Source organism: Belliella marina (assembly GCF_042682445.1).
GTDB classification, from domain to species: Bacteria; Bacteroidota; Bacteroidia; order Cytophagales; family Cyclobacteriaceae; genus Belliella; species Belliella marina.
Genome location: NZ_JBHUHR010000043.1, coordinates 87,217 through 106,622, shown reverse-complemented (window position 1 = coordinate 106,622; position 19,406 = coordinate 87,217). Strand labels below are relative to the sequence as shown.

General features: G+C 42.4%; 9 protein-coding genes. All 9 read right to left on the bottom strand.

Annotated elements, in window-relative coordinates:
• Positions 1-116: 116 nt before the first annotated feature.
• Complete coding sequence (locus ACFSKL_RS16830; RefSeq protein ID WP_376887519.1) at positions 117-1,982, bottom strand: RagB/SusD family nutrient uptake outer membrane protein; 1,866 nt, start codon at positions 1,980-1,982, stop codon at positions 117-119.
• Positions 1,982-5,164: a SusC/RagA family TonB-linked outer membrane protein gene (locus tag ACFSKL_RS16825; protein WP_376887517.1), complete on the bottom strand. Its 3,183-nt coding sequence runs from the start codon at positions 5,162-5,164 to the stop codon at positions 1,982-1,984. The genes ACFSKL_RS16830 and ACFSKL_RS16825 overlap by 1 nt, the downstream gene beginning before the upstream one ends.
• 16 nt (positions 5,165-5,180) lie before the next feature.
• Complete coding sequence (locus ACFSKL_RS16820; protein WP_376887516.1) at positions 5,181-6,533, bottom strand: fasciclin domain-containing protein; 1,353 nt, start codon at positions 6,531-6,533, stop codon at positions 5,181-5,183.
• Between the two features lie 97 nt (positions 6,534-6,630).
• Positions 6,631-8,322 (bottom strand): fasciclin domain-containing protein, encoded by a 1,692-nt coding sequence (locus tag ACFSKL_RS16815; RefSeq protein WP_376887515.1) that lies wholly within the window; start codon positions 8,320-8,322, stop codon positions 6,631-6,633.
• Positions 8,323-8,349: 27 nt separating this feature from the next.
• Positions 8,350-9,837, bottom strand: coding sequence for a RagB/SusD family nutrient uptake outer membrane protein (locus ACFSKL_RS16810; RefSeq protein ID WP_376887514.1), 1,488 nt, complete (start codon positions 9,835-9,837; stop codon positions 8,350-8,352).
• Positions 9,838-9,868: 31 nt separating this feature from the next.
• Positions 9,869-13,153, bottom strand: coding sequence for a SusC/RagA family TonB-linked outer membrane protein (locus ACFSKL_RS16805; RefSeq protein WP_376887513.1), 3,285 nt, complete (start codon positions 13,151-13,153; stop codon positions 9,869-9,871).
• Between the two features lie 30 nt (positions 13,154-13,183).
• Positions 13,184-15,418: a fasciclin domain-containing protein gene (locus ACFSKL_RS16800; protein WP_376887511.1), complete on the bottom strand. Its 2,235-nt coding sequence runs from the start codon at positions 15,416-15,418 to the stop codon at positions 13,184-13,186.
• 992 nt (positions 15,419-16,410) lie between these two features.
• A complete protein-coding gene (locus ACFSKL_RS16795; RefSeq protein ID WP_376887510.1) occupies positions 16,411-17,691 on the bottom strand; it encodes a TolB-like translocation protein in 1,281 nt (426 codons plus the stop codon).
• A gap of 232 nt (positions 17,692-17,923) precedes the next feature.
• Positions 17,924-19,339 carry a glycoside hydrolase family 28 protein gene (locus tag ACFSKL_RS16790; protein WP_376887508.1) on the bottom strand — a complete coding sequence of 472 codons (1,416 nt, stop codon included), beginning with the start codon at positions 19,337-19,339 and terminating at the stop codon, positions 17,924-17,926.
• Positions 19,340-19,406: the final 67 nt, after the last annotated feature.

Genomic DNA, 19,406 nt, shown 5'->3' with positions numbered 1-19,406 from the left:
CTCATGATTTTTAAACATTATCATCTACTCTTAAAATATTTTAATAACCCTAAAGCGAGAAAAAAAGGGAAATGACATAAAATAAGCCACCTCCCTTCAGATATAACCCAAATAAATTAATTTGTATCCCAGTTGTATGGCAAGAACCAATCTCCTGCGAGCAGTTTTGTCCTTACCTCAGAAGCTCTTGACCTCTCGATCGGGTTGCTTGATTTAGATAGTTTTTCGTAAACTCTATCTGCGAGAATGGCAGGATCCCTGCGCATGGCTATCCTCAATAGCTGCTGCCATCTATGGCCTTCAAAAGCCAACTCCAATGCGCCTTCCTGCAAGATCAAATCCTCCGTCCAAATAACCTCTTCTTCGCCCGTCACATCCTCAGGAAGCACTACAGCAGGTAGGTTTGCCCTAGTCCTTATCCCAAGGTTTCTATACCAAGTACCTCGAAAGTAAGGGAAAGCACCTTCCCTTGCGTCAAAATCATACGGAGAAGGGTAGAACAAGGTATTCATCACCTCTGTAGCATCATGAAGGTTTTTGTTGAATCCTGGAGGGGTATATTCTACTTGTACTCCATTATTCACAAAAGCCCTTGCCAACCTGCTGAGCCCAGGAAGCGAACCTCTATTGGTTGCCTCTGCATATTTCAAATGAAGAGATGCAGCCCTTTCCAAAAACCACCTCCCATTTTGTATCAAGGGTGCTGTCAGCCCATTGTAGTTGAAAGTATATTTCCCAACCTCCGGGTATGCAGTCTCGTAGTTTTTGGTGGACAGCCTACCACGTGCATCAAATTCAAACCTGTTGTTTTGTACTTGACTATCCCAAGCATCGATCACAGCTACTGAAGGACGCAACTTGTATTCACCCGCACCTTCATTGGCAAATAGTCTGATAAAAGGATATGTAGGTGCAAATTGACTGTCAAAGTGCATCGCCCAAACCCATTCGTAATTGTATGGTCCATCTATGTTTCTTGCAAAAATCGATCTCCATCCATTGTTATTGGTGTTCACCAAAGAGTTGATATCATCAGCTTTGGTATATAGCACAGAATGAATTGAATTGGTCCCCCAAGTGATTCTATAAGTATCATAGTACAATGTTCCTGCAGTATCACCGCGAGGAGTTGCTGTCTCCATCACAGCCTTGTAATTCTCAGCTGCCCTTTCATAGTTCCCTTTCCAAAGATTCAGATCCCCCAAAAGCATCCGTTTATTGATAAAGAATTTAGCCGTAGCATAACCATCAGTACCGAAAGTGAGGTCAATATTATTTGGGTAAATATCCAAATACGGAAGTCCTTCTACGGTATTGATTAACTGGTCCAATAAGGCATCAAATTGCAATCTTGGAAACAATGATGGATTGTTCACATCATTGATTGAAGTAATCGTGCTAGTCACATAAGGAACCGTACCAAAATGGATTCCCAACTGAAGATAAACCCAAGACCTTACGGCAACGATATCGGAAATGCGTTGTTCATACTCACCAACTCCTATTCTATTTTCTTCCCGCATCTTTCCAAGACCTTCCAAAGCATCATTACAATTTAATACCACCCTATAGAATGGCTTTGGATCTGCATATTTATTGTTGTCAGTTGCCCTTACATTGTGGCTGCTGATAGCGATCAATTCGGCATCAGCATTCATGGTTGGCTCCATCAAATCCGCCCGAAGCTCATTGAGAACCACATATTGCTCTGCTAATTGCATCAATTGTCCATAGATCCCAATTACCGCCACATCCGCATCAAACTCATTTTGGTAATGCCTGTCTTTGTCAAGATCCAATTTGGGTTCTACTTCCAGCATATCCCCACAAGCCATCATTCCAAACCCTAAAGCGCAAGCTATTGAGAGTTTTTTGAAAGGAGTGATCAGTGCAAAAATTCCTTTGTTAAGTCCTGATGTTGAAATCATCTCTATATTTTTCATCAGCTTTTCGTCTAGTTGTTTTCTAAAATTCTTCATCATTACAAGCCAATTTTAAGTCCGAGCAATACACTGCTGAAAGTAGGCATCAAACCATAATCTACCCCTTGACCAAACACACTTCGTGTGGCACTAAACTCTGGGTCGTATCCCAGATAATTTGTCAAAGTGAACAGGTTTTGACCGGAACCATATATCGTTAGGTTCTTCACCATTTTTCCATCGATAGGAATATTGTAGGTGATATTGATGGCTTTCAGTCTCAAATAAGACCCATCTTCGATCCATCTGTCAGAGAACCTGTTGTTGCCATAAGGATCTCCGAAAGACATCCTAGGCATATCAGTGACCTGGCCTTCATTCCTCCACCTGTTGTTCACGGAGATCAATTGGTTGTCAAAATTCGTCATCGACTCCAGCTGATGTCTTTGGTAATTGTAGATGTCATTTCCTAATGAGAAAGTAAATGCCGCATCAAAAGTAAATCGTTTGTAGGCCGCATTGAGGCTGAACATCCCGAAAAGATCCGGATTGGGATTGCCAATGATCTGCTTATCATTTGCATCAATAATCCCATCACCATTGGTATCCACAAATCTCACATCACCAGCCCTGAAAGGCATCAATGTACCATCCGCAGCCCTGGTTTGCAATCCCGAGGCGTTGGCTTCCGCAGTCGTGCTAAAGACACCATTGGTCTTGTAGCCATAGAACATCGCTGCAGCACTTCCTTCTCTGGTGATCACTTCACCATTTCCCACTGGTGTCAATCGTTGCTGATAAGGCAATTCTGTCATTTCATTGATATACCTTCCCAGAGTCAAGCCCAAATCCAATTTCAATTCCCTGTCCCAAACTCTTGAATTGACTGCAAAATCAATCCCCCTGTTGGTCATGGAACCTGAGTTGACCAAGAAAAAATCCAAACCAGTCGCTGCATTGAGAGGCTGGAAAGTCAATAGATTGGAAATGTTATTCTGGTAGAAATCAATGCTGAAAGTCAATTTTTGGTTGAAAGCGGCAACGTCTACCCCTACATTGGACTTTTGGTTGGTTTCCCACTGTATCTCCGGGTTGGCAAGGTTTGACCTGATCAGCCCCTGCATACCTAATAGGTTACTTCCTCCATACAATTGGAAAGAACCATAATTTCCTATTCCATCATTGCCCGTGATCCCAAAACTTGCCCGCAACTTCATTAAATCCAACGCGGAATTGGCCATGAAATTTTCTGAAGAAATCAACCAAGCACCACTTACGGAAGGAAATACCCCAAACTTGTGCCCAAACAAAGCGATCCCATCCTGTGCTTCTTTTCCGATTCTGGAAGAACCATCCACGGACAGCACGGCATTCAAGAAGTATTTGCTCATAAAGTTGTAATTGGCATTCGCATAGTAACTCATCCATGCCCAGTCCGAAGCTGCACCAGAAGCCCTGTTCAAATTCAATACACCTGATTCCAAAGTGATCAAATCATCAGTACCTGAATTGAAAGCCAAACCTCTATCTTCTTCGATATTGTTGTTTTGGTATCTAAACCCAAGACCTACATTTAGATTATGGTTATAATCAAAAATCTTGTCATAGTTCAGCCTTGTATCACTGTAGCTGGAGGTCAATCTCTGCACTTGACCACCCATTCTATTGGTAATCAATGCATTTGGAGTGATCAATTCTTCTACACCAAGACTTGGGACAAAGAAAGATTCACGAACCTGATCCAAGGTCAATCCATAGAGTGAGGTGATGTTTAGGTTCTCGTTAAATTCATATTTGGCATTGAAAGAGCCAAAGAACCTGAACCTTCTATTTTGTCCCTGCATATTGTCATAAATAGCCATAGGATTGGTTTTTCCAAACTCATCTACATCGGAAATATTTGGTGAAATCACCCCATCTGCGGAGAAAATATTTGGTGCAAGGAATGGTGATTTTATCAATGCTGTATGGATAGGTGACACCGTTTGTGTACCTTGTCCATACATGTATTGATTGGCTATGGCATAGGCAAATGACATATTGGTACCGGCAGAGAGTTTCTCTGTGATCTTAAAATCGCCATTGAACCTTACACTTGATCTTGAGAACACATCATTTCCAATAATCCCCTTGCTATCGATATGCCCCAAAGAAAGTGCATAGGTTGCGATGTTGTCACCACCCGACACTTTGATGTAGTAATTCTGATCAAATGATGAATTCATTACCAAATTTTGCCAATCAGTATTATTTTGGTAATTGAAATACCCAAGTGTATCCTGCCTTTCATTCATATAGGGGTGCAACAAAGCTTCTCCTGGTGTCAATCCGCTGCTCAGCAACATTTGTGAAAAATAAGGCCTGTACTCACCGGCGTCCATTACTGGCAATCTCCTGGGACTCATATTCACCCCCCCATAAGTATGGAAATCGATTTTCGTTGTCAGACTTTCTGCCCTTGAGGTAGTGATCAGGATCACGCCATTTGCAGCTTTGGTACCGTAGATAGAACTTCCGTCCTTGATAAATGTCACATCAGCGACATCCTTGATATCGATCAAAGAAAGTGGATTGGAGAAGTAGCCGTCAATGATGGAATTATCATACTCATTCATATCATAAATCATCCCATCGACCACCACCAAAGGCTGTGTATTGGAATTCAAACTGGACAGACCCCTAATAAAAGTATTGGCACCCATTGCCAATGTACCTGATCTCCTGATCATATTCACACCAGCGGCACCACCTTGCAGGGCAGTCTCCGGAGAAACGGCGTTCATGGTCCAGGAATCCCTCAAGTTTACCGTAGATGTAGCTTCGGTATTGTGGTTTTCGAAAATCCTTCTGTAGGGAAGTTGTACTGTATATCCAGTTTTGGTCAAATCAGCATCTGTCAAGCTGATTTCCAATTGTTCCAAACCCTTAATTGGGATTTCCCTGATGACTTTGTCATCCCAGCGGAGCTGGATGGTACTTTTCAGTGAAGAAACCAGCAATTCAAACGCACCCTCTGAGTTGGTAAAGGTGGAAGTGAATTTTCCAAAAGAGACCCCTACACCTTCTATGGCTTGACCGTTGCTCTGATAGGTGATTTTTCCTTTTACCAATACCCCTTCCAGGGTTGGAGCACTTACTTCTACTACCTCTTGATCATCTTGGGCGCTTACAGGAGTTCCTGTGAATAGCCCAAATAGAAGCAGACCTAAGGCAAATTTTATATATGTAGTATATTTTGTCATGGTTTATAGTTTAGGCTTATTCAAATACAGGTTCCAATCTCAGGTAATCCAACACCATGGTATTCCAATCATTGTTAGTTACCGATGCTGAAGTCAAAAGCAAATTCAGGTTGCCATAAAGGTCGACTTCATATTCTCCCACAAAGACCTCCTCAAAGGTATTCCTAACTACCCACTGATAGCCAAAAGTCGGGTTGGTGATTTCGTTGATGGCAATCCTCTGCTCGTTGTCCCTTGGAATATAGTTGTCATTCACGGCTCTCCAATAGACTCTGTATTTGACAGAATGTGCTCGTGGTACACGATAGGTCAGGTGAAAACTGGCCGTAGCATGGCCTCTGACCAAGACATCCCTTCCACCGGAAGCCCAAGTTCTTGGTCTGATACTCACGAAATTGCTCCCGCCACTAATACTGTTATAATCTTCCCCTTCAATGATGATTTCTGGGATTTTGTCAGACAGCTTGAAGTCAAACTTGTCCACCATGTATATTAGCCCATTGCTGGCATTGATCTGCTCCACTACATGGGCTTGGTCAAAATACACCTCCACACTATCCAAGGAATGCATCATCGCAGGAAGCTCGGCATAATGTGCCCCTTTGAGTACCAAATCCTTGGCTACACCAAGGGTATATGCTTTCAGTACTTCGCCATCTGGAAGCGTATCTTTGTAATATACTTTTAGCTCTTCTTTGAAGCTCTCGAAAGCAGCATCCGTCAGCATTACATAGGTATAGAGAGAATCTTCATTGCTCAAATCAACTACTTCTGTCTGAAAGTAATTAGTACTCACATTTGTGATCTCGTTGATCGAAAGCATGTTCAGAATGTAGCTGTTGGTAGCATTGGATGATTTTTGCTGTATGATTTCCCAAATGTTTTCTTTGGCTTCAAGTACTCCATTGACCTTGTGCAACACCCCGTTTTTGGCAAGGATATCTTTTGAAGTCAGGTTGACTGATGCTTCGGAAGACTGAAAAGTGTTGCCATCAAAGGTATTGGTTTTCCCATTGATCATTTTGATCCTCAAAGGCTCGGAAGCATCGACCGAGAAGTTCTCAAGAAATCCAATATGGTTTCCGAGGAATTTTCTCAATGCCTCTGGATTATTTCTGACCGAAGTAGGCAAAGCTTGCAATGCAGTATTGGTCGGTGCCCAAACCGTATAGGATTTGTTCGCAGTAATCTCAGCAGCGATTCCGGATGTGCGCAACAGTTCTGCAAATTCCGTCAGCTCAGGGTCATTTTCCAAGAGCTGAACCAGTGGCTTGTCACTATCGTTTCCAGTTTGGTATCGCTCATCCCAGGGATCAGTACAAGCCCCCAAGAAAACCAATAGGATAGCATATATAAATATTTTGTTCATAACTTTCATTTTACAGTAATCAGTATTTAGATTTTTGAAAGAGATCGAATCAATCCATGAAACGCTTTCATGATTCGACCCATAAATATTGCTTGGATCAATCAGGGTAATATGCTTGACCATCCCTTCCAAACTTCGGCCATATCTGATCCATATCCTCTGGGATAAAGTGGATCATATCCAACCAAATACCACCATTTGGTCTACCATTCCCAAATACCCTGTCAAATCTGATAATTTGTTCTCCAGTAGTTGTAATATCCACTATCCCAATCAATCTGGCTACATGTCTGTCACCATTGGTTCCATTGATCAAGTAAGATTTCCAACCCCTAGCTTCCAGTTCATCTTCCGGAAGGGTTGGCGGCTTTTCTTTGGTATCAAACAACCTTGCTCCAGGAATCTCCTGCCCATTGAAACTTACCCTAGTGATACAGTTAATATCTGCTCCAATTGGTCTGTAAGCCATCCATATTTTATATCTTCCTCTTATGAGCAAAGGAGTTCGGATTTGCACCCACTCCAATCTATTTGCATTGATCTGGATTCTCATATAATCACCATGATTGAAGAATAGCTCATTTAACGGTGGAGGTACATATGAGACAAGCCCATTTACGGCACCTCCAGCCCACGACATTCTGGAAAGTTCTCCCAATCTAAAGTAATATTCTGAAGCTCCAGCAACTCTAAACACAGAAGTCAATTGCCTGATCTCAGCTTGCTCTGCGACATCCCAATAGACAGGGGTAGGTGCCCGAAGCTTGATCATAAAATGTATATCAACACTGTGTACTACACCATTGGTCACTGCAATATCACTTCTAGGTCTCACAATAGGTGAGCCTTCCTCAAGTACTCCAAAGAAAACATCTTCGTTTACCAACACATCAGTACCTTTGAGTCTGATTGTAATGACTTCATCAGGAGCCTTGGTCGCATGTGCCGTGGCAGTCAGCAAATCCGCCACAAACTTGATATCTGGCAATACATGGTAGGCTATATACAAGTTCAAGCTATCAGACAGATTCGTTGGATCATTTAGGTGGGAATACCTACTCCGCAATTCAGCGTAGCTATTGAACCCTGCTTCTGCCAATACTGCATTAGATTCGGCAAGAATAGTATACCAAGTTCCGTCCACCTCTTGGTTCAAGGTCTCATACCAGCCTGTCTCTTTTAATGCCTCTGCAAAAATCGAATAGTCAGGATTAGCTTCTAATTCTTGTGCTGCCGATCTGGTAGGTGGTGAAAGTACATTGTCAATGACATGCAAGACCCCATTACCTACAGCTACATTGCTTTCGGTGATGGTGGCCTGTCTGTTAACCCTATACACTGCCTTACCATCTATCAATTCAGCACCTGTCACCAGGTATTTCCCATATTGGGTAGGGATCTTTAGCTTGCCATCAGTAAAGCTTGCCGTGGATAAGGTATCACTCAATAAATGAAACCTTACGATATCAGCCGCTTCAGACTGTGTGAGGCTATTGAGGTTCAGACTCTTTTCAGAAAGATAAGAATCCACTGCTTCATTGGTCGGTGCAAAGAAGGTATATGTGCCATATGCATTCAGATAGGAGGCTGTATTGGATACTTCCAGTATTCTTTCTAAGCTAGAAAATTGCTCTGGATGTCTTTTGATATAATCTGTGATGTTCACATCATCGGAGACATTTACGTTTGCAGGTGGTTCAAATTCACAGGCAAACAAACCCAACATCAATAGTAGAGACCAAACTCCACTTTGAACAAGTGCTTTTTTGGTTATTTGGGAAGTGCTCATATTGTTAAATTTTTTAGGTTATTGCTCTTATCTTAGGTAATATTCATTCTGTACCAAATTAGGATTGGAATTCAGTTCCGTATTGAAGATCGGAAGGTAGTGGCTTCTGGTATCCCGCAATTGGTTGATGATAGAGTTCAGGTTTGTCACAGGGGCATTTTCTATCGCCACAGTGATCAACAAATCCAAATTGGAGTAATTATTCATCTTCGCCACCCTCAGCAAATCAAACCAGCGCTTGCCTTCGAAAGCAAACTCCCTGGCCCTCTCTTTGAGGATGTATCTCAAGATAGCGTCTCCATCTGTAGTTGTTAGGTTTTCTTCAGTTGACATTGCCGCGCCTCCTCTTTCCCTGATTGTCTCTACGATCTCCAATGCCTCAGCCCCTCTATTCAGTTGGGAAAGTGCTTCTGCCTTCATCAGCATCACATCCGCAAGCCTGTAGACAATCCAATTGGCAAAGGATTCTGTTGCAACCCTTCTTGTATTGGGACCTAGACTGGTGTATTTGAAAATCTCACCAGATGTCTTCAATGAAGCATCTATGCTTCTCAAATCTATGTCTTCAGGCTGCTCTGGGTTAAAGCCAAATACATCTGACAATACTGAAGGGTAAGCTATAAATCTTCTTCCCTGATCCATGCTGAACATCTGAAAAAATGGATTATTCTGTGGGGCTTGGTATTGGATTTCGAAAATACTCTCTACAGAATTCCCTTGGATAAACAAGGCTCTTGCCCATTCTTCCTGGGGAACCAATCCATACGGACCAGCCAAAACCTTGTCAGCGGCTTGCACTGCCAATTCATAATTTTCCATCCAAAGATGGACATCTGCCTGCAATGCATTTACCGCATACTTGGTCATTCTTCCTTTGGAAGCAGCATTGCTTTCATGGCCTTCATATATATCCACCTCAGCAAGATTCAAATCCTCCAATATTTGGGAAAGCACAGCTTCTTTGGAAGATTTTGCAGGTGCCAATTCATCTTCATCTGTATCCACCGCATCGATGACCAAAGGAACTTCTCCGAAAGTACGGACAAGATAGAAGTACATCAATGCCCTCAGTGCCCTAGCCTCTGCCACATAGTTTTTCATATCTTCTTCCCTAAAAGTCTGATCTGTTTCCAAAGCCAAATGGGCATAATCCACTACGAGATTACAAAGATTGATCGTACCATAGATGGAGGACCAATCAGTAATATTATTTACCGGCTGGATATTGCCAAAGATGATCTGGGTGTCGTTGAAATTCGCCCCTTGGTTCAAACCCACCATATAGGCTCTCAATTCTCCCCAAAGGAACATGTTTTCGGTAACATGGCCCCCACGGAAATTCCCTGTCATAGATGCGTAGGCCCCAAACATGGAAGCTCGTACCTGCTCCTTGGTTTTCCAATAGTCCTGCTTGACTACACCATTGATAGGCCGCATATCCAACCAGCCATCACAGCCTGTGCCCAAAGTAATGAGCAAAGCAATCATGAATGTATTTATATATTTTTTCAACATGATAATTTCTTTTTAAATGTGATTCGCCTACTTAAAACCTTGTGTTGATTCCCAGTGTGAAAGTCTTCACTGGTGGAGTCCTCGCAACATCATATCCAATTTGGAAAAGCCTATTGGCATTGTTGCTTGTCATCCCAACCTCTGGATCCTGTCCAGTGTAATTGGTCCAGGTGAATAGGTTTTCAGCTGTGATATAGAAGCTAAGGTCACCGAGTTTTGTCCTATCCAAGAAAGTCTTCGGCATCGCATACCTTACCGTGAATGTTCTAAATCTAAGGAAAGATCCATCTTCAACATACCTGTCGGAGCCCAGCCAGTTGTACCCCGTTCTGATCAATGCCCTAGGCATGTCTGTTTCATCGCCCGGATTTCTCCATCTGTTTAGGGTTGCGCTATTCTGGTTGTTGTAGCCGTACATGTTCTCTGTGTCCATCTTTGTTTTGTTGACGATAGAGACACCATATCTAAAATTGAAGTAACCTGAGACCTGAAGGTTTTTATACCTCACCCTTGGTCCAAATCCACCAAAGAGCTTAGGGTTTGCATCCCCCAACCAGACCAAATCCTTGTAATCAATATTCCCATCGTTGTTGATATCTTCGTATCTAGCATCTCCAGGTTGGAATTGATAGTTTGTATTCGGATAGTTAAAAGCCATTTGGATAGGATCACCGTTTGGTCCTATGATGGCATTGCCATTCGCATCCCTTGCAATGGTGGCTTCGCCGTCTTTGTAGACACCTTGGTATCTAAATCCGTAGAAAGACCCCAATGGCTGGCCAGTTTGGATATTGATAAAGTAGTTGCCGTTGAATTGCATCTGCTCCAAGTTATCAGTTTGATAAAGCTCACTGATTGATCTGACGATGTTCTCATTGCGAGCGATATTCATGTCGAAATTCACCGTCAAATCCTTCGATCTATGCAAAGTCGTAAATACCGAAAGCTCATAACCTTGGTTGTCCATGGAGCCAATGTTCATATTGACACTGGTGAATCCTGTACTGCTTGGGATCCTCAGGTTGTCAAGGAAAAGATCGGTAGTTCTATTTCTATACACATCCAATGCTACATTTATCCTGCTTTTCAATACTTCCAGATTCAACCCAAAATTGATCTGGGAGACAGTCTCCCATTTGAAATTGGTCAGTTCCAGACTTTGTGGAACAATACCTGCCTCTCCAAGGTAATTCCAAGGAAGGTTGGCATAGGTACTGAAATGTAGGTAATCTGCTCTTGGTGTATTGCCACTTTGGCCATAACTTGCCCTCAAGCTCAACTCATCAACGAAAGTCTGGTTTTGCATAAAATTCTCACCGGAGATTCTCCATCTACCAGAGATACTTGGAAAAGTCCCCCAACGGTTGTTCGAACCAAACTTGGAACTGCCATCTCTTCTAACCGCTCCATTGACAATGTACTTGTCCCTATAGCTATATTGGAAATTGGCCACTGCACCTATACTTCTAGATTGGCTGGTAAATGTGCTTAAGAGAATGTTGTTGTCCCTAGTGACAGAAGCCGGATCCCGAAGGAATGATGAAGGAGAATTGCTAGACTGTACTATATACCCATCATTTCTCTGATCCCAAGTTGTAAACAACAACATGGCCATCAAGCTATGGTCTTCATTGAACTCTTTGGTGTAATACAACTTTGTAAAAGTCTGGGTGATCAGTTGATCTGAATTCTGGTTGCTGGCTTGGTTCACATTCTGATCCCTCATAGGCAGACCAGAAACAGTCTGTGGAAGGAATCTTTCCGTAATACTGTTGTTGATATCAAAGGCCACATCAGATTGGAACATCAAGCCCTCCAGGATATCGTATTGAATGGTGAATTTTGGCATGATCCGATTACTCACCACCACATTTTGGGCTTCCCTTGCCATGGCTACAGGGTTGTATGTCCCCGGGAATCCACCTTGGATGTTGAATGCAGGAGCAAAATAGTTCGGAGTTCTATTGCCATAAATATCATATTCATAGATCGACATGTTTGGCATTCTGCCATAAGCCACGTTTCTTACCCCATCCTGATTATCACGGTTATTTACCCAGTTTCGGGTCACTTTGGAATTGGTATAGGCCAAATCTGTCAGAATCCTGATTTTGCTGGACACAAAGTAATCGAGTGCGATCCTGGTTGAGAACCTGTCAAAGCCCGTTCCCACCGTGGTACCGGCGGAGTTGTTTTTATTGACACCTACTCTGTATCTTGTTTTTTCGCCACCACCTGACAAGGCGATGTTGTGGTCCAACATATAGCCCAATTGTGTGATTTCATCAATCCAATCAGTATTGTTATTATAATTGTAGAAATAATATGGATCACGGGGATCGTATGAAAACTCCTTGGTATTTTCAGTATTCAAAGGGATTCCAAAGCTGTTCATAAAACCTTCTGCGATCAAGGTAGAATATTGGTTACCGTTGAGCATTGGGATTTGGTCAGGTTGTTGTGTCACCGCACCCCTGAAGGAGTAATTGATGGTCGGCTTTCCCTTAGCTCCCCTTTTGGTCGTGATCACCAATACGCCATTGGAACCCCTAGTACCCCAGATGGCTGTAGCAGCTGCATCCCTGAGTACAGTGATGGATTCTATATCTGCCGGAGCTACATTCAACAGCTGGGCATATTCCTGCTCATTGGCATTGGCAAAGTCAAATGAGGAAGTTTCTGTCTGAAAAGGGATTCCATCTACCACAATCAAAGGCTCGGAGGTAGAGTTGATGGAAGTAGTTCCCCTCACCCTGATGGACATCCCTGCACCTGGGTCACCGGAATTGGAGACAATATCCACACCCGCCATTCTTCCCTGCAGGGCCTGATCAATGGACAGTGCGGACATTTCCCGAAGCAATTCAGCATCTACCGTAGAAGTAGCAGAGGTCATTTGTCTGGGATCGATTTTCATCATCCCCTGATCGACATATTTTCTGGCTGTCACTTCAGCCACGTCCAAATCACTGATGTCCGAAACCAGGGTAATATTGATTTCTGACCTATTGTTGATGGGGATAGTTTGGGTTTTGTAACCTATAAACGAGACCCTCAAAAGGTTATCCTTGCTATTGACTCTCAGGGAAAAATTTCCATTGACATCAGTCGCCATTCCACGAATCGTCCTCTCATCCCCTTTATCAATCTCCATGATCGTAGCTCCAATGATGGCAAGCCCATCGTCTTTGTCGATGACCTTACCTCTCACTATCTCAGTGACCTGCTGTGCAGCAGCTGTATGGAATCCTGCTTCCGGTAGGAATATACAGAACCCCATGACTACCCAAAGCACCTTTTTAGTAAAATTATACATATAAATATCTTTTAGTTTTGGGATTATTGATTAATATTCGAGGACTCTGTCCAATTGGTGAATCACAGCCCTATTGGCAAGCACATTACTTTGGGGAATAACCACATTGGCTATATTTCCTTTGTTGTCCCTTACAGTCATGGTAAATGGAGGGTTGTTTCCATTGGCGCTGTTGTCAATGATCACTTTCTGCGCTTCCCCATCCAATGTGGTATACAGGGTATTGAATTCTTCCCCATTTGGATTGACGATCTTTTTGCCGTCAGGCACAATTGTATTCCTTGGGACGAAATGATACTTCAAAAAAGTAGCTATTTGCTCTCTCTCCAATTCAATCCCTGTGAAAGGATCTGCAGGAAGCTTTCCATCAACCACAGCTTGTTCTATTGCAGCATTGGAGGGAGCCAATACGGTGAAAAATGCCCCTGAACCAACCCCTTCAATCTGCAAAGTACTGGCATTGTAAAGCAAAGAGCCTCTCAAATAATCAGCAAATCTAGAAAACTGAGGTGCATCAAAAATACTCTGCGCCAAGGTTTTTTCTGTAAATTTCAACAAGCCATTGACATACAACACGTAGCCATTGTTGGCCAAATGAGACTTGGAAACATCAAAGTCCAAAGCTATTCCTTCGTCTGCATTTCCAGAGGCATAGATTTGGTTGTTTTCTATCCTTACATATTCACCTCCATAGGTCTCAAAGATTTTTGGTGTACTGAGGTCAGCAAGCTCAGACGGGTCATTGACTTGGATCATGGACAATTCCAGCATTCTGTTGATGCGGTCAAAGGCCAAGTTGGCCACCCCATTATAAGTCCACTCTACTGGTGTGCCTGGATTGTATTCAAAGCCGGCATCTACGATTTGTTGGTTGGACATCATGATCAAGCCAAAATTCTGCCCGGGGGAAGAAATTGTAAATCTATAATTCCCCAACAAAGTTCTCATGATACTGTAAGCAGGATTCAAATAGGGCTTGCCATAGACTGAGAAAAAGAAATTCCCTTCTTGAACCCTATTGGTACCGTAAAACAAACCATTGCTGAGAACTTTCTTATCGGTAATATTTGTCTCTAAATCAAATCTTGCAGCTTCACCCAGCCCATTGGCATTATCTCTGAACTTGCTCGGCCATACAGCAGCCTGGAACATATGCATGTTCACAAAATCAAACATGATTTCACTAGGAACATTACTTAAAGCACCATAGTTTTCCAAAAGAATTTCATCCAAAAACTGCTGCAAAGGTCCATTTTCCGGTGCGAAAAGCGTCCAAGAATCAGACTGTGCATCGTTGACATTTGCCCTTAGGAAATTTTCATTGTTTGGCGCAAAGGCATACTGTCCAGCATATGATTTGACATGAACTGGTCCCAGTAATTGTTGCAAGGCACCATATCTTTCCGTTAACTGTGGATATGATTCAGAATCATAGTTCACTGCCGAATTGTTGGCTCTGCTCCTATATTCCATTTCCACTATGGATTTGAACAAACTGTATTCCGGCTTACTGGAAAGGTAATCTTCAATATTCGGCAAAGGCTCAATCACACGATCCAGCACGTGGATGATTCCATTCTCAGCACGTACATTGGAAATCGCTATGTTGGCCCTATCTACTTGAGCTCCCGAAAATGTCCTGTTGTAAAATGCCTCGATATCCTTGGCTGTGATATCTTTCTGTCTCAGGTAATGGTTCAAAAAGTAAGGAACATGCTTGTTGTTGTTGTCATTGATGGAAAATGTCCCGATCCCATTCCTATTGGTTCCGATCACTTCCATTTGTTGTCCGTAAACATTTTTTCTGGTGACACCTTCGTAGTAGGCTGTTTTTCTTCTAAAAGAAGAAGAAAGCGTGTCATTCCCAGGACCAGTTTGGTAAAAACCCAGTGAATTCAAGTCATAGGCATTGAAAACCAAAGAGTAGGCTACCAATTTGAAAGCCGTCTCATCATCAATGTCCTGAATTCCAGAAATGCCTTTTTCAGTAAAATAGGCATCAAAAGCATCATCGTCCGGAGCGAATACCGTCCAATAGCCTGCTGAGCTTAGGGTTTCTTTGTACCCCGCCCTTTCTACCAATGCCAAATAATGGTCAAAATTCCCCTGGAATCTGGCAGAATCTGACAATACCTGATAAACTGGTCCAGCGAGATTGGCTGGTCTAGCGTAATACTCATCAAACTCTTGTTGACAGCTTATCATGGATAAACTCATCATGATTGCCAATAGAGGAAGATAAATTCTAATGGTAAATTTGTTCATATGTTATTTTGGTTTATTGAGTGTCAATGATGAACAGTTATTTTTACTACCAATCAAAGTCATGCACTGCATTTCCCTGAATGAAATAAAATTTTGCTATTTCACCTGATTTCGAAATTTATAAAAAACAGTTTTTTTTGGTATCCTGTAGTATCTGCAACCGGCGTAAAATTTATCTCACTTAACCCATCGTTTTCTACCAAAAATAATTTTGAAAAAATAGTTTATAAGAGCTTTATAAACTATTTATCAATAAATGATATAGATTCTTAAAAATAATTCAGTCTTTACACAATATTATTGATTATTTCACAATGAAATTACTTTGCGATATATAATTTGGTCTTGCTATTTTTATTTAAAAATTTTCGATTCAAGCATGTTTTTTTATCGAATCGACTGTCCGCCACTTACCTGAAATAGAAAAAAGCGACTCTTTTTTCTTTTAACTAGTGAAGTTAAACCTCCCGTACCAATGGCCCTGATATTCTTATCGGGGGAGGGAAAGGCTCCTCAGGACATTGTCAAGTCCTGAAAATAGTTGACACTTTTTTTATTGATTTTTCTTTATTTCCGATGACTATTCAATTGCCCCGTCAGGGCAACGGTGACTCAAATATTTACCATTGCATTGGGTTTCAACCCAATGTTAGTATCAGTTGCCCTTTCAGGGCATATTCTCACGTCTCTGACTTGTGTCTCACATCTCACGTCTAACCTCCAAACTTCATTAAACAAGCATCTTTGTTCGACCATTTCAGGGTCGTGGGATGCTTTACTTATCTTTTCATCCCACGGTTTCACCTAGGGCTACTGAAATGTTAAAGCTCCCGATTCTCGAGACAGGCTCTTCGGGCTTGTGTTTTCTAAATAGAACTTTGTGTCTTGATTATTTTCAATTTTGTCTTGGATCTTTGTCTCACGTCTCATGTCTTGTGTCTCAAATCTCATGTCTCTTATCACTAGTTTCTCGAATCGCACTTTTCTAAGAACTACCAATTCTCTGGCACAGGAATGACACAGATATTCATACTTCTATCATCTTCAGAGAGCATGGCAGATTGGATCTGGATTTTCGTACCCTGTGGGTTGAAAGTGGGATGGGGGTGGTCTGCAGCTGTGGTTTTGTGTCCTGTAGAGAGTACTTTCATTTCTTTTGTTTCCCTATTGATCAAGTAGAGGGTTCTGGAAAAGTCATCCCCTACAGCCCATTTGCCATCTGGCGATCCATGGACATGCCATAGCCCACTTCCGCTTTGTGTCTGACCTTCGATCCGCATCTCTCGCGTTCTGAGATTGACGATTGCAAGACCTGTTGGTTTCTCTCTCGTTCCAGAAGGACCCCATGATGCTTCTTGACCGGGGTTGGCTGTAGAAGATTCTTTAGCATCCTTTGCTTCAAATTCAATATCTCTATGTCCCATGATCGCCATGGCAACTTCATCTTTGCTGATCACAGCTTCATGTGTCACCCACTCATATTCGGACTCAGGATACAATGGTCTCAAACCCGAACCATCTTTCATCACCGTCCAAGTCCGTTGAGGAGATTTTCCTCCAGTTTCCCAACAAAAAACGATCTCGCCCCCTACCCAAGGATTGGTCTGTACATGGCCTACTTGAAAAGGAACGGCTATTACTTGAGAAATCTTCCCTGATTTCAAGTCCATGCTCGCTATTCCTCCAGGACCAGCTCCCATGTTCCTTGGTCCGAAACTCGGCTCTATCTCCACACCTTTGTCAATGTGTTTCGTAGCCTCTTCTTTGTTGATTTTGAAATAAACGCTCTTTTCATCCGCATCCAATGCCATATCTCCACCATTTCCCATGGACTTTGGTACTACACCATGAATGGTTTCATAGCTGGATTTTTTCTTTAAGCTTTTTGATTCACTGTCTGCAAACAACTTTCCCAAATCAACAGAAACCACTTCCATATCTCCTGCTTCCAGTTTTCTCATGTAGAATAGTCGCATTTCTTTGTGTGACAAAGTGAGCATTCCATCATAACCTCCCTCTGTGACTTGGACGATTTCCCCGGAATTTTCATTCACTGCCAATGCTTCACCTTTCACCCTATTTGATCTGAAAACCAACCAATTCCCATCCGCTGTCCACTGCGGATGGGTTGGGTAGATTTTCGAATCACCAGCCGGAGTACTCGTCAAAAAAATCAAGTCAACACCTGTCAGAGGATCTTTGATTGTCCTTTTCTCGGAAGGAAATCTTGTTCCTATTTGTGCATTAGCCATCTCTGGTAATGCAAGTAACATCAATAGAAACGTTATTGAATTTAAAATTTGATAGTTTTTCATTATATCTGGTTTTTTATGGGTGTTTGGCCTGTGAGAATACTCTTGGATTGGTCTGTGAGGACACAAACTACGATTCGAGATTGGTCTGTGGGGATACAGATCAAGGGTGTTAGGTTAGTCTGTGGTGACACAGACCAAGGTTGGCAGAAAACCTTGACTTTTATTTCTAGCTAGCAGCAAATTCTCACTTTTACTCTTCCTCAGTTTTGACCAGTCCTTCTGAAGTTTCACCATTGATTTTGACATTCTTGAATGTCACATCTTTGAAATGATTGGTTTTGAAATGTTGATCTACTCCGTTGATAGTGGTATTGGTCATGACGAAATTCTCCACAGGGGAGGATTCGTAAGCATTGATCATGACGGCATACTTTCCTCCATCTTCTACTTCCAAGTTATCCACATAAATATTCCTGATCGTAGGAACATGGTCTCCGGCCTCTTCATAGAACATATTGAAACGCACTGCGGCTTCTTTGTAAGTACCGACTTTGACATTACGCATATAGACATTTTCCACTGTCCCCCCTCTTTTGGAACTGGTTTTGATTCTCAAAACCCTGTCAAGGTTAGGACTGCTCATGACCAAGTTTTGCGCAAAGATATTTTTTGCCCCACCTGATATTTCGCTTCCTATCACCACTCCTCCATGGCCTTCTTTCATGGTACAACCTTCGATGACAATATTTTCAGATGGTACACCAGGGTCTCTCCCGTCCTCATTTCTCCCTGATTTGATTGCGATACAGTCATCACCGGTATCGAAGTAACAGTCTTTGATCAGCACATTCTTACACGCTTCCGGATTACAGCCATCGTTATTTGGTCCCAAAGTCTCAACACGAACACGCTCTACGGTGATATTTTCGCTCAAAATTGGGTGGATGTTCCACATGGGAGAGTTCAGCAAAGTGATGTCTTGGATCAGGATATTTTTACACTCATAGAACTGTACAAACTGTGGTCGCAGGAAATGTCCCTCGCCAAAGATCCTTTCATCCAAAGGAACTCTGTCTGCTACCATTTGGTGAAGGAGTTTGCGTGCGGGTGTTTGCGTACCCTTTCCTTCTTCCCAACCATAGTGCCTTGCCCCACACCAGTACCACCAATTCTCGATGCGTGAATTTCCGTCAAGCACTCCCTTTCCAGTCAGCCCGATATTCTCTTGTCCATTGGCATAGATAAATGGGGAGTAATTCATCAGCTCCATCCCTTCCCAACGGCTATGTACCAAAGGCAAATAATCTTCAGGATTGTCGCTGAAAAGCAAAGTTGCACCTTCCTCCAAATGAAGATTGACATTGGACAATAAGTGGACTGCCCCTGTCAAATAAGTGCCTTTTGGAACAATCACTTTCCCTCCACCAGCTTCGTTACAAGCCTTGATGGCATTTTTGATAGCCTCTGTATTCAAGAACTCTCCACCCTCTTTCGCTCCAAAATCACCAATTAAAAACTCCCGATCTTCAAATTCGGGTGCGACGATCTGATCCAAAACAGATTGGAGACCGTCCCAAGGATCAAATTCCTTTTCTTCTTTCGGCTGCTGACAGGATGTCTGAAGCAGACCAAATACGATAAATAAGCAAATCCAGTGATTTTTCATATGTTTAAAATTGTTTTTCAAAGGTTACATGATCTCGAAAACTTTTGGGATGACGATTTCATGTTTT

Coding starts and splice junctions, on each gene's coding strand:
- ACFSKL_RS16825 (WP_376887517.1), bottom strand. CDS start 5,164: ATGACAAAATATACTACATATATAAAATTTGCCTTAGGTCTGCTTCTA.
- ACFSKL_RS16790 (WP_376887508.1), bottom strand. CDS start 19,339: ATGAAAAATCACTGGATTTGCTTATTTATCGTATTTGGTCTGCTTCAG.
- ACFSKL_RS16795 (WP_376887510.1), bottom strand. CDS start 17,691: ATGTTACTTGCATTACCAGAGATGGCTAATGCACAAATAGGAACAAGA.
- ACFSKL_RS16815 (WP_376887515.1), bottom strand. CDS start 8,322: ATGAGCACTTCCCAAATAACCAAAAAAGCACTTGTTCAAAGTGGAGTT.
- ACFSKL_RS16810 (WP_376887514.1), bottom strand. CDS start 9,837: ATGTTGAAAAAATATATAAATACATTCATGATTGCTTTGCTCATTACT.
- ACFSKL_RS16820 (WP_376887516.1), bottom strand. CDS start 6,533: ATGAACAAAATATTTATATATGCTATCCTATTGGTTTTCTTGGGGGCT.
- ACFSKL_RS16830 (WP_376887519.1), bottom strand. CDS start 1,982: ATGATGAAGAATTTTAGAAAACAACTAGACGAAAAGCTGATGAAAAAT.
- ACFSKL_RS16800 (WP_376887511.1), bottom strand. CDS start 15,418: ATGAACAAATTTACCATTAGAATTTATCTTCCTCTATTGGCAATCATG.
- ACFSKL_RS16805 (WP_376887513.1), bottom strand. CDS start 13,153: ATGTATAATTTTACTAAAAAGGTGCTTTGGGTAGTCATGGGGTTCTGT.